This window comes from Streptomyces sp. NPDC037301 (assembly GCF_055602785.1).
In genome coordinates this window covers 78,421-92,459 of record NZ_JBVJWD010000017.1, presented here as the reverse complement: position 1 = coordinate 92,459, position 14,039 = coordinate 78,421, and the positions used below count along the sequence as shown (strand labels likewise).

The 14,039-nt window shown below is 69.6% G+C and carries 13 protein-coding genes and 1 tRNA gene; 5 read left to right on the top strand and 9 right to left on the bottom strand.

Annotated elements, in window-relative coordinates:
• The first annotated feature begins 179 nt into the window (after positions 1-179).
• On the top strand, positions 180-512 hold the full coding sequence (locus ACZ7IB_RS26010) for a hypothetical protein (RefSeq protein WP_470916149.1): 333 nt from the start codon (positions 180-182) through the stop codon (positions 510-512).
• Between the two features lie 381 nt (positions 513-893).
• On the opposite strand, the gene ACZ7IB_RS26005 is transcribed toward ACZ7IB_RS26010, so the two are convergent.
• Positions 894-967: transfer RNA gene (locus ACZ7IB_RS26005), tRNA-Thr, on the bottom strand.
• A gap of 179 nt (positions 968-1,146) precedes the next feature.
• On the opposite strand from ACZ7IB_RS26005, the gene ACZ7IB_RS26000 reads away from it, so the two are divergent.
• The 3 genes from ACZ7IB_RS26000 (at position 1,147) to ACZ7IB_RS25990 (ending at position 3,667) form a co-directional block, all read left to right on the top strand.
• Positions 1,147-2,283 (top strand): ABC transporter ATP-binding protein, encoded by a 1,137-nt coding sequence (locus tag ACZ7IB_RS26000; protein WP_470916148.1) that lies wholly within the window; start codon positions 1,147-1,149, stop codon positions 2,281-2,283.
• A 225-nt stretch (positions 2,284-2,508) separates the two neighbouring features.
• The gene (locus tag ACZ7IB_RS25995) at positions 2,509-2,922 is read left to right on the top strand and encodes a hypothetical protein (protein WP_470916145.1); all 414 of its coding nucleotides are present in this window, start codon (positions 2,509-2,511) and stop codon (positions 2,920-2,922) included.
• A gap of 34 nt (positions 2,923-2,956) precedes the next feature.
• Positions 2,957-3,667, top strand: coding sequence for a nucleotidyltransferase family protein (locus tag ACZ7IB_RS25990; RefSeq protein ID WP_470916144.1), 711 nt, complete (start codon positions 2,957-2,959; stop codon positions 3,665-3,667).
• Between the two features lie 79 nt (positions 3,668-3,746).
• Here ACZ7IB_RS25990 and ACZ7IB_RS25985 read toward each other — a convergent pair whose 3' ends face one another.
• The 6 genes from ACZ7IB_RS25985 to ACZ7IB_RS25960 form a co-directional block, all read right to left on the bottom strand.
• Entirely contained in the window at positions 3,747-5,372 is a 1,626-nt protein-coding gene (locus ACZ7IB_RS25985; RefSeq protein ID WP_470916143.1) for a DoxX family membrane protein, read from the bottom strand.
• A 116-nt stretch (positions 5,373-5,488) separates the two neighbouring features.
• A complete protein-coding gene (rlmB, locus tag ACZ7IB_RS25980) occupies positions 5,489-6,445 on the bottom strand; it encodes a 23S rRNA (guanosine(2251)-2'-O)-methyltransferase RlmB (RefSeq protein WP_266359276.1) in 957 nt (318 codons plus the stop codon).
• Positions 6,446-6,526: 81 nt separating this feature from the next.
• Positions 6,527-7,930, bottom strand: a complete 1,404-nt coding sequence (gene cysS, locus ACZ7IB_RS25975; RefSeq protein ID WP_470916141.1) for a cysteine--tRNA ligase — start codon at positions 7,928-7,930, stop codon at positions 6,527-6,529.
• 647 nt (positions 7,931-8,577) lie between these two features.
• Positions 8,578-9,081, bottom strand: a complete 504-nt coding sequence (ispF, locus tag ACZ7IB_RS25970; protein WP_470916139.1) for a 2-C-methyl-D-erythritol 2,4-cyclodiphosphate synthase — start codon at positions 9,079-9,081, stop codon at positions 8,578-8,580.
• Positions 9,071-9,817 carry a 2-C-methyl-D-erythritol 4-phosphate cytidylyltransferase gene (gene ispD / locus ACZ7IB_RS25965; RefSeq protein WP_470916137.1) on the bottom strand — a complete coding sequence of 249 codons (747 nt, stop codon included), beginning with the start codon at positions 9,815-9,817 and terminating at the stop codon, positions 9,071-9,073. Before ispD ends, ispF begins: the two co-directional genes overlap by 11 nt.
• 334 nt (positions 9,818-10,151) lie before the next feature.
• Complete coding sequence (locus tag ACZ7IB_RS25960; protein WP_006380568.1) at positions 10,152-10,634, bottom strand: CarD family transcriptional regulator; 483 nt, start codon at positions 10,632-10,634, stop codon at positions 10,152-10,154.
• Between the two features lie 619 nt (positions 10,635-11,253).
• Here ACZ7IB_RS25960 and ACZ7IB_RS25955 point away from each other — a divergent pair.
• The gene (locus ACZ7IB_RS25955; RefSeq protein WP_470916135.1) at positions 11,254-11,910 is read left to right on the top strand and encodes a copper chaperone PCu(A)C domain-containing protein; all 657 of its coding nucleotides are present in this window, start codon (positions 11,254-11,256) and stop codon (positions 11,908-11,910) included.
• Between the two features lie 76 nt (positions 11,911-11,986).
• Here ACZ7IB_RS25955 and phoP read toward each other — a convergent pair whose 3' ends face one another.
• Both phoP and phoR read right to left on the bottom strand, forming a co-directional pair.
• Positions 11,987-12,658, bottom strand: coding sequence for a two-component system response regulator PhoP (gene phoP, locus ACZ7IB_RS25950; RefSeq protein WP_470916301.1), 672 nt, complete (start codon positions 12,656-12,658; stop codon positions 11,987-11,989).
• A 5-nt stretch (positions 12,659-12,663) separates the two neighbouring features.
• On the bottom strand, positions 12,664-13,938 hold the full coding sequence (gene phoR / locus ACZ7IB_RS25945) for a two-component system sensor histidine kinase PhoR (protein ID WP_470916132.1): 1,275 nt from the start codon (positions 13,936-13,938) through the stop codon (positions 12,664-12,666).
• Between the last annotated feature and the right edge of the window lie 101 nt (positions 13,939-14,039).

Genomic DNA, 14,039 nt, shown 5'->3' with positions numbered 1-14,039 from the left:
CCGAGCCCCAAGCAGAAGAAGCCCAAGAAGTAGGGGCGAACGCCCCCCTCCACACCTCCTCAGAGCCCGACTGCTACCGGCCGTTCAGCAAGTCCGGTGGAGCAACCATTGACTACAACGGCGTGGACGGCCTGGACATGAAACGATTCCACATTCCGCAGCACGGGAAAGACTGAGCGATGGTGAACCAGGACGCGTACCGCAACGAGCTGGACTATCTGATCCAGTACGCGCACGACGACTGGATCGGCTTCTCGGTCGTCAGCGGTTCCGTGGGCAGCCTTCTCGGGCGTGGCGCCTCGTTCGAGGAGCAGTTGGCTCTCCTCCTGCGCATCATCGGCGACCTGTACGACGCCGGCGTCCGGGCCGGCGAACTGACGGAGTCGGCGGAAGAGCCCTTCCTGCCGTGGCGCCTGGAGAAGGCCGACGCCCTCGCGCGGATCGCAGCGGAGGTGCGACACCTGTCCCAGTTGCCCGACTCCGGTGACGTCTGCTGGTTCACGGTGCCGTGATGCCACAAGCGCCCCTGCGGAAGCATGCTTCCGAGCGTGTCGGTCGGATGCGTCGCCAGCCCCAACCGCCCCGGATTCGGCAGAGAACTCAGGTGGTGGTTGCATCGCGATCTCGGCGGCTCCGTCGGCGTGCTGCTTTGAAGCGGAGGTTGGAGCGCTTCCACAAAACCGGCGTGATCTCCGAGGAGCCTTGCCGATCCGATGAGCAGCGCCGTCGCGCCGCCTCCCGCGCACCCCGCCGCACAGGCGTTGCGCTCATGCGCTCCCCTCGCGCACCCCGTGGCTTCGGTCGCACGATCCGAGCCGGCAGCGTCTGCCGACAGCGCCCCACCGGACAAGGAAAAAGCCAGGTCAGAGAGTGTCTGACCTGGGCCTTCCCGGAGCCCCCTGTCGGATTCGAACCGACGACCTACGCATTACAAGTGCGTTGCTCTGGCCAGCTGAGCTAAGGAGGCATGCCAGAGCAGTGTAACCAACACCGCTCCCTGCGCGGTCCCAAAATTTCGCGTCCCTCGAACTACTGACAGATTTCACATGGCCAGGTAGCGTCGCTGAGGATTCACCCAAGTGGACCAGACCACTCCCTTACTCGGATCGTCCGGCACGTTCCTGCCGGTGAAGGAGAAGATTCAGCATGGCCAGTGTCACGTTCGACAAGGCGTCCCGCGTCTACCCCGGCTCCACCAAGCCGGCCGTGGACCAGCTCGAGATCGACATCGCGGACGGTGAGTTCCTCGTCCTCGTCGGTCCTTCCGGTTGTGGCAAGTCGACCTCCCTGCGCATGCTCGCGGGTCTTGAGGACGTCAACGGCGGCGCGATCCGCATCGGCGACCGCGACGTCACGCACCTGCCCCCGAAGGACCGGGACATCGCCATGGTGTTCCAGAACTACGCGCTCTACCCGCACATGAGCGTCGCGGACAACATGGGCTTCGCGCTCAAGATCGCCGGTGTCAACAAGACCGAGATCCGGGCGAAGGTCGAAGAGGCCGCCAAGATGCTGGACCTCACCGAGTACCTGGACCGCAAGCCGAAGGCGCTCTCCGGTGGTCAGCGTCAGCGTGTCGCGATGGGCCGCGCCATCGTGCGTGAGCCGCAGGTCTTCCTCATGGACGAGCCGCTGTCGAACCTCGACGCCAAGCTCCGTGTCTCCACCCGTACGCAGATCGCCTCGCTCCAGCGCCGTCTGGGCATCACGACCGTGTACGTCACGCACGACCAGGTAGAGGCCCTGACCATGGGTGACCGTGTCGCGGTCCTCAAGGACGGTCTGCTCCAGCAGGTCGACTCGCCGCGCAACATGTACGACAAGCCGGCGAACCTCTTCGTGGCCGGCTTCATCGGCTCCCCGGCCATGAACCTGGTCGAGGTCCCGATCACCGACGGCGGTGTGAAGTTCGGCAACAGCGTCGTCCCGGTCTCCCGCGAGGCGCTCTCCGCCGCTGCGGACAATGGCGACACGACCGTCACCGTCGGCATCCGCCCCGAGCACTTCGACATCGTCGAGCACGGTGGCGCCGCCGCCAAGTCGCTCACCAAGGACAGCGCCGACGCCCCGGCCGGCCTGGCCGTCTCGGTCAACGTCGTCGAGGAGCTCGGTGCCGACGGCTTCGTCTACGGCTCCGCGCGGGTCGGCGGCGAGGACAAGGACCTGGTCGTCCGCGTCGGTGGCCGCGCCGTTCCGGAGAAGGGCACCAAGCTGCACGTCGTGCCGCGCCCGGACGAGCTGCACGTCTTCTCGACCTCGACGGGTGCGCGTCTCACCGACTGACGACCCGCACACCCGCCCCGCAGCCGGCCCCGCACGTTCTCCGTGCGGGGCCGTTCGCGCGCCGCAGGGCGTGTTTGGGTTTGGATCCGTACAGCGCCGAAATCCCCGGCACACCGGTCATTTCGCCGCGGCTCGTCAACACGCGATTCGAAAAGCATCCTCGAACCATCCCCCTCAAGGGTGACGAAATGTCGCCAAATCATCACTGCCCGCTACGCTCGCTGCGTGACCCACACCGCGCGCCGCATCGGCCGAACCCTCGCTTTCGTACTGCCCGTCGTGATGGTCCTCTCCGGGACTCTTGCCGTCACCAGCGTGCCGTGGGCAGCGCACAATTCCGAGTCGCAGGTCCTGACCGCATCGGCTCACAGTCTTTCGAAGCGTGCCAAGGCGCGCACTCCGCAGGACATCCTCCGTGACCGGCTGCTCGTGGAGCTTCGGGAGAAGGACCCGGGTGTCGCGCTGACGGACCTGCAGCGTTCCGTCGAGGGCCGCCCCTCACTCGCCCGGCACTGCATGTCGATCGCGAAGGCGCTGGGCCGCGCCGCGGTCGAGCAGTACGGTCCGACGCGCGCCCACCGGTTCTCGCGCCCCGTCTGCGACACGTCGTTCGCCTCGGGCGTCGCACAGTTCAGCTGACCCGCCGGTCCGGGCACCGCATATCGTGCCTGGCATGCATACGTTTCCGACGCAGGCCGTGATCCTGGCGGGTGGCCAGGGATCGCGACTGCGCCCGTACACCGATGACCGCCCCAAGCCGATGGTCGAGATCCCGGGCACCGGGACTCCGATCATCGGCCATCAGCTGTCCTGGCTGGCCGCCGAGGGCGTGACCGACGCCGTGGTGTCGTGCGGTCATCTGGCCGAGGTACTGCAGGAGTGGCTGGACTCGGCAGTGCTGCCACTGCGAGTGACGACCGTCGTGGAGTCCGAGCCCCTGGGCCGTGGCGGCGGGCTGAAGTACGCCGCCGCCCGGCTGCCCGATCCGGAACAGCCCTGGTACGCCACCAATGGCGACATCTGGACGCGCTTCTCCCTGCGCGAGATGGCCGCGTTCCACGCAGAGCGCGATGCGACCGCCACACTGGCCCTGGCCCGTCCCCGTATCCCGTGGGGTGCAGTGGAGACGGACGCGTTCGGGCACATCACCGACTTCATCGAGTCGCCGCCGTCGCCGTACCTGATCAACGCCGGTGTGTACGTCTTCTCGCCGACGTTCACGACGCTGCTGCCGGACCGGGGCGACCATGAGCGGACGACGTTCCCGCGGCTGGCCCGCGAGCGCAGGCTGGCCGGGTACCCGCTGCCGCACGGGGCGTACTGGCGGGCCATCGACACGGCGAAGGACCTGACCGAGGCCGCCAAGGAGCTCGACGGGCAGTAGGAAAGAGCGGCGCAGTACGCGAAGGGCGGTCACCGGTTCGTTCCGGTGACCGCCCCTTCGTCTGCTGCAGTCCGGGGTCTCAGCCGAGCAGACCACCGATGGGGTTCTGCCCGCCGCCGGACGTTCCGCCGGTGGAGCCGCCACCGCTGTCCGAGCCGCCGCCCGTGGAACCGCCGCCGGTACCGGTGGAGCCGGAGGAGCTCGGGCCGGAGCTGCTGGACGGCGGCTGCTGCGGGGTCGTCTGCTGCGGGGGTTGCTGGGCGGTGCCCTGGGTCTGGCTGGGCTGTCCGGCACCGGCATCCGCCTGGCCGGACTCGCGGACGGCTTCTGCAGCGGGCGTGGACGCCTTGTTGGACGGGGTGGTGGAGGCGCTGCTGCGGGAGGGCGAGGGGCGCCGCCCGTCGGCCGTGTGGGAGGCCCGGCCGCTACCGGACTCCTGCGGAAGCGGAGAGCCGGGGAGCTGGTTGGTCGGGTCGCCCGGACCGGGCACGGTGACGACCTCGGAGGAGCGGACAGCGCCGCCGAGCACGGAGCCCACGAGAAGGGTGAGGCCGACGACGACGGTGGCGACGACGGCGCCCCGGCGCAGCACCCGGCGGCGGAGGTCCCAGATCGCCGAGCGCGGGCCGAGCCTGCGCCAGGCCTCACCTGCCAGCCGTCCGTCGACGGAGTAGACGGGGGCGCCCGCGATGATCAGCGGGCTCCAGGCGGCGAGGTAGATGATGTCGGGCGCGTCGTAGACGGCGACGGTGCGCCAGGTGACGGTGACCAGCAGGGCGGCGGAGAGGAGAGCGCCGACGGAGGCGGCGACGCGCTGCCAGAGACCGAGGACGGTGAGGACGCCGACGACGACCTGGAGGAAGGCAACGGTGAGTCCAGCGCCCACCGGGTGCGAGAGCGCGAAGTCGCGCAGTGGCTCGGCCAGCCCCCAGGGGTGCAGCGAGGTCAGCCACTTGACCATGGAGCCGCGCTCGCCGCCGTCGAAGTAGACGGGGTCGCACAGCTTGCCCATGCCGGCGTAGATGGAGATGAAGCCGAGGAACACACGCATGGGCAGCAGCACGACGCCGAGGTTCATCCGGCGCCCGGGGTAGTACGCGTGCCGTACGGAATCGCCGCTGTGGCGCCGCCCCCGGGCCTCGGTGATGTCGTCGTACTCGTCCTCGCCCTCGTCGTACGCCTCTCGGCCGTACGGCCCGGTGTCGACGGGGTCGTAGGCGCCGACCGCCCGGCGCATGGGCGGCAGCAGGGGGCCGCTGCCGTGGCGGCCCGGCTGCTGGGGCGCGGTGATGACGGGGTTGGGCTGGGTGTCTTCGAGGCGCTCGATGACCTGGGTGCCGCGAGCGCCGAGCCCGCCGTCGAACTCGTGGCCGGCGTAGGGGTCGTACGCGGTGGCCGGGCGGCCCGCGGTGGAGTTCCGTACGGCTTGGAGGAGTCCGGTGGCGCCGGGGTCCCCGGGGGCGGACCGGCCGCTCCACACGACGGGCGAGCGCCTGCGGCGCACAGCTCCGGCGGAGCCGCTCATGGCGGGCATCCTGGGCACGCCGGCGGGGGCCAGACCGCGCAGCCGCGGGCGCTGGCCGGGGGCGAGCCGCACCCGGAAGCTGGCGTGGTTGACGATGACCTGCGCAGGGTCGCAGTCCACCTTGGCCATGCTCAGGGCGGGTTGTTCGTCGAACCGAGGCGTTCTGGTGTCCACACTCATCTAACCGAGTGATGTGTGTTTAGGACACTGCCTTGACGGGCCCGAAGTGTCCGAGGCCCGTCAATGGGGTCCGGCAGGGGGCGCCCCGGTCGGCCGCCCCCCGGCCGGGTGCACTTTCAGCCCCGGCGCCGCGCAACCTCGTACAGGACGATCCCGGCCGCGACACCCGCGTTCAGCGACTCCGCGCCGCCCGGCATCGAGATGCGGACCCGGTAGTCGCAGGTCTCGCCGACGAGGCGGCCCAGGCCCTTGCCCTCGCTGCCGATGACGATGACGACGGGGCCGGCGAGGGCCTCCAGGTCCTCGACGGTGTGCTCACCGTCCGCGGCGAGACCGACGACCGTGATGCCGGCTTTCTGGTAGCCCTCCAGGGCCCGGGTCAGGTTCGTCACCCGGGAGACCGGCGTACGGGCCGCCGTGCCCGCCGAGGACTTCCATGCGCCCGCCGTCATCCCGGCCGCGCGCCGCTCCGGCACGACCACGCCGTGGCCGCCGAACGCGGAGACGGAGCGGACGATCGCACCCAGGTTGCGCGGGTCGGTGACGCCGTCGAGGGCGACGATCAGCGGGTCCTCGCCCTTGTCGTACGCGGCGGCGGTGAGGTCCTCCGGGTGCGCGTACTCGTACGGCGGGACCTGGAGGACGAGGCCCTGGTGGTTCAGGCCGTTCGTCATCCGGTCCAGCTCGGGACGCGGGGCCTCCATCAGGTTGATGTTGCCGCGCTCGCCGGCGAGCTGGAGCGCCTCGCGGACCCGCTCGTCGTTGTCGATGTACTGCTGGACGTACAGGGTCGTCGCCGGGACGCCGTCGCGCAGGGCCTCGTAGACCGGGTTGCGGCCGACGACCATCTCGGACGTTCCCTTGGCGCCGCCGCGCCGCGGCGCGGGACGGCGGGCCGCGGCCTGCTTGGCCTGGGCGTTCGCCACCCGGTTCTTCTTGTGTCCCTTACGGGCGGAGGCGGGCGGCGTCGGTCCCTTGCCTTCGAGACCACGGCGTCGCTGGCCACCGCTGCCGACCTGCATGCCCTTCTTGTTGGACGTGCGGCGGTTCCTGCGCTGGCTGTTCCCGGCCATGACCTACCTGTTTCGTTGCTTCAGACGTGCGTACGTAATGAAAGTGTGCCGCCCGGATCGCCGAGCGGCACATGGTGAGGACTACTGGCGCGGGCCGAGTGTCCACCGTGGCCCGGTCGGGCTGTCCTCGATGACGAGTCCGGACTGGTTGAGCTGGTCGCGAATGGCGTCGGCGGCCGGCCAGTCCTTGCGCTCGCGGGCCGACTGGCGCTGGTCCAGGACGAGGCGTACGAGCGTGTCGACGACCCCGTGCAGGTCGTCGCCGCGGTCGCTCTCGCCCGCCCAGTGTTCGTCGAGCGGATCGAGGCCGAGGACGCCGAGCATCGCGCGGACCTCCGCGAGCCGGGCGACGGCGGCTTCCTTGTCGTCGGCGGCGAGTGCGGAGTTGCCCTGGCGGACCGTGGTGTGGACGATCGCGAGCGCCTGCGGGACGCCCAGGTCGTCGTCCATCGCCTCGGCGAACGCCGGCGGGACCTCGGGAGCCGCGGCGACCTCACCGCCCGCCTTCTCGACGACGCGCTGCACGAAGCCCTCGATCCGCGCGAACGCGGACTCGGCCTCGCGCAGGGCCTCCTCGCTGTACTCGATCATCGACCGGTAGTGCGGGGTGCCGAGGTAGTAGCGCAGCACGATCGGACGCCACTGCTTGACCATCTCGCTGACCAGGACGGAGTTGCCGAGCGACTTCGACATCTTCTCGCCGGACATGGTGACCCAGCCGTTGTGCACCCAGTACTTCGCGAAGTCGTCGCCGTACGCCTTGGCCTGGGCGATCTCGTTCTCGTGGTGCGGGAAGATCAGGTCGATGCCGCCGCCGTGGATGTCGAAGGCGGTACCGAGGTACTTGTGCGCCATGGCGGAGCACTCCAGGTGCCAGCCGGGCCGGCCGCGGCCCCACGGGGTCTCCCAGCTCGGCTCGCCGGGCTTGGCCGCCTTCCACATCGCGAAGTCGCGCTGGTCGCGCTTGCCGGTCTCGCCCTCGCCGGACGGCTGGCGCAGATCGTCCAGGTCCTGGTTGGAGAGCTCCAGGTAGCCGGGGAAGGAGCGCACGTCGAAGTAGACGTTGCCGTCGGCCGCGTAGGCGTGGCCACGCTCGATCAGGCCCCTCATCATCTCGATCATCTCGGTGATGTGGCCGGTCGCGCGGGGTTCGTATGTGACCGGGAGGCAGCCGAGCGCGTCGTAGCCGGCGTTGAACGCCCGCTCGTTCTCGTACCCGATGGCCCACCACGGGCGGCCCTGCTCGGCCGACTTCGCGATGATCTTGTCGTCGATGTCGGTGACGTTCCGGATGAACGTGACGTCGTAGCCGCGGTACTCGAACCAGCGGCGCATGATGTCGAAGTTCAGCCCGGAACGGATGTGCCCGATGTGCGGGGCGGCCTGGACAGTCGCGCCACAGAGGTAGATCGAGACACAGCCCGCTGTGAGCGGTACGAAGTCACGGATCTGCCGGGCGCTGGTGTCGTACAGGCGAATAGTCACGCCTCAAGGGTAGTGGGCGCGCACCAGTGCCCCGCGACCCCTTGGGAATGACGGGGAACAGTCCGGGGCGGCGGAGTGTCTGCCGGATGCGCCCGACGACCTTGCGCGGCGTGATGCGGACGACGACGCGCTCGTCGTCGTCACCGGCCGTGGGGCTCACAACTGCTGGTCCGGTACCTCGTTTTGGCGAACATGGGCACGATTGAGTGAACGGCGCGACGTTCCGTGGGCGCGCCTGGCGGATGTGCGTAATGTGTGGCGCGATCTGGGACGCCGGGTGTGGCGTCAGCAGTCGGGGCCCCCGTATCACCGGAGTGATGGTTCGGGGCCTCCCCGTCGCCTCTGGCCACACCCACATGGCCAGGTCGCAGGAATTCCGCCCACCCGGGACGGACCGCATACGGGATATGCGTCGCCGCCCAGGACGCGAAAGCGGAGGACCAGTGCGCCCAAGACCGTTCGGGGCGTGCCAGTGCAACTTATGTTCACTGCCCAGGAACGATTGAACTCCGCGTACTTCTTGCCGGTGCACTTCTGCCCGTGCCCCAACCCCGCGTCGCCCCTCCCGCTTCCCGTTCCTGCCTGCGTTCGTGCACCTCGGTGGCCCGGGGACTGGCGCGAGGGCCCCGCCCCCACCCACCGGCAGGTCAGCCCGTGCGGTAGACCAGTGCCGTCGCGATCCCCGCGAGGCCCTCGGCCCGCCCGGTGAAGCCGAGCCCGTCGGAGGTGGCGGCGGAAAGCGAGACGGGCGCCCCCACGGCGGCCGAGAGCACCTTCTGCGCCTCGTCACGCCGCTTGCCGATCTTCGGCCGTACGCCGACGACCTGAACGGCGACATTGCCGATCTCGAAGCCCTCGGCCCGTACGATTCGCGCCGCCTCGGTCAGCAGGGTGACTCCGGCGGCGCCGGACCACTCGGGCCGCCCCGCGCCGAAGTGCCGGCCGAGGTCGCCGAGCCCAGCGGCGGAGAAGAGCGCGTTGCACGCGGCGTGCGCGACGACATCGGCGTCGGAGTGCCCCGCCAGGCCGGGCCCCTCGCCCTCCCACAGCAGTCCCGCGCACCACAGCTCGCGGCCCTCTTCGAAGGCGTGGATGTCCGTGCCGATCCCGACGAGCGGGATCACGGGCCCGGTCCGTTCCTCAGAAGCCATCGTTCGCCCTCCTGCGTGCGAGTACCGCCTCGGCCAGCAGCAAATCCAGCGGCCGGGTCACCTTGAACGCCTCTTCGTGCCCGGGTACGACCACGACGGGCGCCCCGAGCTGCTCCACCATGCCCGCGTCGTCCGTGGCGCCCTCGCCACTGACGGCGACCGTCTTGTGCGCACGCAGGAGCGTGTCGCGGTCGAAGCCCTGCGGAGTCTGCACGGCGCGCAGCCTGGCCCGTACGGGCGTGCCGAGGACCGGCTCCGGCTCCCCCGGCGGACCGGGCTCGACCTCCTTGACGGTGTCGGCGAGCGGCAGCGCGGGGACGACGGCGGGCGCCCCGTCCCGTACCGCCTCGATCACCGCGTCCACGGTGTCGACGGGCACCAGCGGGCGCGCCGCGTCGTGGACGAGGACGACACAGACGTCCTCGGGCAGCGCGTCGAGACCGAGCCGCACCGACTCCTGCCGGGTCTCGCCGCCGGGCACGACGAGGTAGTCGGTGCGCTCGGGCAGGGCGTGCTCGTCGAGGAGGTTCTTGACCTCGGCGGCGCCGTCCGGCGGCGCGACGACGACGACCAGGGACACGGAACGGGACGCCGCCATGGCCCGTACCGCATGGATGAGCATGGGCGTCCCACCCAGCGCGCGGAGCGCCTTGGGGGCGCCCGGGCCGAGCCGTACGCCGCGGCCGGCCGCGGGAATCACGGCGGCGGTGCGGTACGGACGCGATTGATCAGACATCGGTTGCACTCCGAAGCTTCGGCATGTTTGTTTCCACAGCCGACATGGGTATGGCCACAAGCGAGCCGGGCGCCACGCCATGACTCGACCGGGCCCTTTCCGTGACACCTGGTCGAAGTCGGACAAGCCGCACCGGTCGCTCGGGATCGGCTACACAAGATCGCGAGCAACGTATCGGGGGGATCGCCGATGAAGCCAACGCATCGGCGAGTCAGAACGTAATCCAGACACGTCCTGACCGAATCCGGACATGCCGCAGCGCCCGACGACATACCGTGAATACGGTTGTCAGCGGGCACCGCGGCACATTTTTTTACGACCGGCGCGAGCCGGTTCAGGACGCGAGTACCTCGTCGAGCAGAGCCTCGGCCTTGTCTTCGTTCGTGTTCTCCGCGAGAGCGAGCTCGCTCACCAGAATCTGACGAGCCTTGGCGAGCATGCGCTTCTCACCTGCGGAGAGTCCACGCTCGCGCTCACGACGCCACAGGTCGCGAACAACTTCGGCGACCTTGATGACATCGCCGGAGGCGAGCTTCTCCAGATTTGCCTTGTAGCGCCGGGACCAGTTCGTCGGCTCTTCGGCATACGGTGCACGCAGCACCTCGAAGACCCGGTCCAGCCCCTCCTGCCCGACCACGTCGCGCACACCCACGAACTCCGCATTGTCCGCCGGCACACGAACCGTCAAGTCGCCCTGGGCGACCTTGAGCACCAAGTAGGTCTTGTCCACGCCTTTGATCTGGCGAGTTTCGATAGCCTCGATCAGCGCGGCCCCGTGATGGGGATAGACCACGGTGTCGCCAACCTTGAACGTCATGTGACAGGTACCCCTTCCGTGGCTATCAAGAGTAACACGAGAACAGCTTCTCCTGAATGGCGTTTTCGCAGGTCAGGGCATATCTCGGGGCTTGACAACAGCAACACGTACGTGCTGCGGAAGGCTCACGGGAGACGGTATTCGCAGGTCGGAGCGGCTGTACGGGCGAGGCGAAACGCGTACGTTGCGCACATCCGAACCCCCCACCAAAGTGGCCGAACGTCCCGTTTTGCCGGATTCTGGATGATGAACTTTCCGTACTCCGTTCGGACGTCGATCACCCGTACGGATGTAAGTGTGATGGATCAATGGAATTGATCAGCCCCCGATGCGATCGGTTATGCGCGCGGAATGCGCCACGCTCCATGAATTGATCACCGGCGATATGTGAACGGCGCGTGTCGACCGGTTTCGGGATGCGCCGGTCCGCGAACCTCGGCCGGGTGCGGACCCCGAACGGCACCGGCTCCGGGAAGTGCCGGTGCGCGAAGGGGCGGGTCGGGTGCGGGGCGGGACGGGCGGCTCGGTAGCCTAAGGCCGCTGACACACCCTTAGGGCGGCTTTACGTCGCCCGCCCCTCCCGTCCGCAGTCCGACACGTTCAAGGAGTTGCCGCCGCCGTGAGCCGCAGCCTTCGACACGGCGCCCTCGCCGCCACAGCCATCGTGTTCTCGATCGCCTCGCTCACCGCGTGCGGTGCGGGCAATGACGCAGCGACGCTCAAGGTCAGGCCGGACACTGCTGCCGCCGCCTCCGGTGACATCAGCATCCAGAACGCGAACGTCATCACCCAGCCCGAGCGCAACGCCGAGGGCCCGGCCGTCGTCTCCGCGACGCTGTTCAACAAAGGCCACAAGCAGCAGACCCTGGACTCCGTCACCCTGCCGGGTACGAGCGTCTCGGTGAAGCTGCACGCCGCCAAGGGCGCCGGACCGGTCGTGGTCCCGGCCGGCGGCAGGGTGGTTCTCGGCGGCGAGGGCAATGCGTCCGCCGTGATCGAGAACAGCCGCGAGGCCGCGCAGGCGGGCAATGTGCAGCCCGTCGTCTTCAAGTTCAGCTCGACCGGTGAGATCTCGCTCGGCGCGTTCGTCGTTCCGGCGACCAGCTACTTCCAGGGCTTCGGCCCGAGCTCGCTGCCGGTGGCGCAGTCGCCCGAGACCTCCACCACGCCGTCCGGTGCCGCCTCGCCGGCTGCGGGGGCCCCGGGCGCGTCGGATTCCGAGAGCGACACGGTCGCCCCGAGCGACGCCGCGTCCGCCTCGGCGCAGACCGACTGACCGTACGCGGGTACGCGGACGGCGGAGGGCGCCCTCCCTTTCGGGGGGCCCCCTCCGCCGTCGCACACGGGCCGGTTTACGGCTCGAACTTGTACCCCAGGCCCCGCACCGTCACCAGGAAGCGCGGTGCGCCCGGGTCGGGCTCGATCTTGGCGCGCAGGCGCTTGACATGGACGTCGAGGGTCTTGGTGTCGCCCACGTAGTCCGCGCCCCAGACCCGGTCGATCAGCTGCATGCGGGTCAGGACCCGGCCCGCGTTGCGCAGCAGCATCTCCAGCAGGTCGAACTCCTTGAGCGGGAGGTCGACCTTGCCGCCGGAGACCGTGACGACGTGGCGGTCCACGTCCATCCGGACCGGGCCCGCCTCCAGCGCGGCCGGCGTGACCTCCTCCGGCTCGCCGCGGCGGCGCAGCACCGCGCGGATGCGGGCGACGAGTTCCCGCGAGGAGAACGGCTTGGTGACGTAGTCGTCGGCTCCTATTTCCAGGCCGACGACCTTGTCGATCTCGCTGTCCTTGGCCGTGACCATGATCACGGGGACGTTGGACCTGCTGCGCAGCTGACGGCAGACCTCCGTACCGGGCAGGCCCGGCAGCATCAGGTCGAGCAGCACGAGGTCGGCGCCGTTGCGCTCGAACTCGTCCAGCCCGTCCGGGCCCGTGGCCGCGATGGCGACCTCGAAACCCTCCTTGCGGAGCATGTAGGACAGGGCGTCGCTGAAGGATTCCTCATCCTCGACGACAAGCACTCGGGTCACGGAAGGACCTCCGGGGCAGGGAATGAATCAAGGGTGTCGGGGTGAGCGGGTCCGCAGGGGCCCTCGTCGCCGTTGACGATGAGCGGTCCGCCCGAGCTGCGGTCCCGTTCCCGTACGGCGCCCGCTTCGGGCAGCCGCAGGGTGAAGGTGGAGCCCTGGCCCTCCGAGCTCCAGACCGTGACCTCCCCGCCGTGCGAGGCGGCCACGTGCTTGACGATGGCGAGGCCGAGGCCGGTGCCACCGGTGGCCCGTGAGCGGGCCGGGTCGACGCGGTAGAAGCGTTCGAAGACCCGCTCGCGGTCCTTCTCCGAGATACCGATGCCCTGGTCGGTCACGGCTATCTCGATCTGGTCCCCGCCGGGTACGGACAGTCGCCTGGCGGCGATGCCCACTCGGGTACGGGCGGGGCTGTAGTTGACGGCGTTCTCGACGAGGTTGCCGAGCGCCGCTGCGAGCTGGCCGCGGTTGCCCCAGATACGGAGCTCCGCGGTGCCGCCCGCTGCCATGGTGATCTGCTTCGAGCCGGCCTGCTGGCGGCAGCGGTCGATGGCCTCGGCCACCAGCTCGTCCACCCGGACCGGCTCGGCGTCCTCCAGCGGGTCGTCGTTCTGCACCCGGGAGAGGTCGATGATCTCCTGTACGAGGTTGGTCAGCCGGGTCGCCTCGATCTGCATCCGCCCCGCGAACCGCTCCACCGCCTCCGGGTCGTCGGAAGCGTCCATCACGGCCTCGGAGAGCAGCGAGAGCGCGCCGACCGGGGTCTTGAGCTCATGGCTGACGTTGGCGACGAAGTCGCGCCGTACCGCTTCTATGCGGCGGGCCTCGGTGAGGTCCTCGACCAGCAGGAGCACCAGACGGGAGCCCAGCGGGGCGACCCGGGCGGACACCGCGAGGGCCTCGCCGCGGCCCGTACCGCGCCTGGGGAGATCCAGTTCGACCTGCCGTATCTCACCGTCCCGGCGGGTGTCCCTGGCCATGTTCAGCATCGCGTCGACAGCGAGCCGCCCGCCCCTGACCAGGCCCAGCGCATAGGCGGCGGAGCTGGCCTTGACCACGCTGTCGCTCTCGTCGAGCACGACCGCGGAGGAGCTGAGCACGGACAGGACCGTGTCCACCCCCGGGGGCAGGGGGGCATTGCTGTCGGGCCGCAGGGAGGTACGCGTCGGCTTCTTCTGGTCGCGCTCGCTCCAGCGGAACGCCAGCATGGCGATCACGCCGGTACACGCACCGCCGATCGCCGCAGCTGCGGCGACTGCCGCGTTCACGTCCATACGTCAAGGTTATGCGGGTCCGGGAGGACTCTCCCAGCCATCCGAGTGCGGATCCGAACACTCGTCGCCCAGAGTTCACCGAGGAGCAAGGGTTGGTTCAC

Excerpts from the sequence above, each read along its gene's own strand:
- ACZ7IB_RS26010 (WP_470916149.1), top strand. The coding sequence starts at position 180 with ATGGTGAACCAGGACGCGTACCGCAACGAGCTGGACTATCTGATCCAG.
- ACZ7IB_RS26000 (WP_470916148.1), top strand. The coding sequence starts at position 1,147 with ATGGCCAGTGTCACGTTCGACAAGGCGTCCCGCGTCTACCCCGGCTCC.
- ACZ7IB_RS25990 (WP_470916144.1), top strand. The coding sequence starts at position 2,957 with ATGCATACGTTTCCGACGCAGGCCGTGATCCTGGCGGGTGGCCAGGGA.
- ACZ7IB_RS25985 (WP_470916143.1), bottom strand. The coding sequence starts at position 5,372 with ATGAGTGTGGACACCAGAACGCCTCGGTTCGACGAACAACCCGCCCTG.
- rlmB (WP_266359276.1), bottom strand. The coding sequence starts at position 6,445 with ATGGCCGGGAACAGCCAGCGCAGGAACCGCCGCACGTCCAACAAGAAG.
- ispF (WP_470916139.1), bottom strand. The coding sequence starts at position 9,081 with ATGGCTTCTGAGGAACGGACCGGGCCCGTGATCCCGCTCGTCGGGATC.
- ispD (WP_470916137.1), bottom strand. The coding sequence starts at position 9,817 with ATGTCTGATCAATCGCGTCCGTACCGCACCGCCGCCGTGATTCCCGCG.
- ACZ7IB_RS25960 (WP_006380568.1), bottom strand. The coding sequence starts at position 10,634 with ATGACGTTCAAGGTTGGCGACACCGTGGTCTATCCCCATCACGGGGCC.
- phoR (WP_470916132.1), bottom strand. The coding sequence starts at position 13,938 with ATGGACGTGAACGCGGCAGTCGCCGCAGCTGCGGCGATCGGCGGTGCG.